We start from the raw sequence: 322 nt of genomic DNA, 5'->3' as shown, positions 1-322 counted from the left end.
TTCGGCGTACGACGGCGGCCGGACGTTCTACACCGCGCTCGGGCACTCGGCGAGCCACTACGCCGATCCCGGCTTCCGGCAGCACATCGGCTGGGCCATCGAGTGGGCCGCGGGCACGACCGAGGCGGACTGCGGCGAGCCGCGTGAGGGCATCCCCACCGCCGCGGCGTTCGAGAAGGTCGCCCTCGACGACAACACCGCCAACCCGATGAAGCTGGACATCGCCGACGACGGCCGGGTGTTCTACACCGAGCTGGGTGGGGCGGTGAAGGTCTTCCACCCGGACACCCAGCAACTGTCGACCGCGGGCCAGATCCCGGTG

At 70.8% G+C, this 322-nt stretch carries 1 protein-coding gene; it reads left to right on the top strand.

Annotated features, from left to right (window positions below):
* The coding region (locus DZA62_RS35340) for a ThuA domain-containing protein (protein ID WP_198664554.1) at positions 1-322 on the top strand (322 nt) is incomplete at both ends.

Source organism: Jiangella endophytica (assembly GCF_003427025.1).
GTDB classification, from domain to species: Bacteria; Actinomycetota; Actinomycetes; order Jiangellales; family Jiangellaceae; genus Jiangella; species Jiangella endophytica.
The sequence above is the reverse complement of the archived record's forward strand: the minus strand, read 5'-3'. Positions and strand labels throughout refer to the sequence as shown.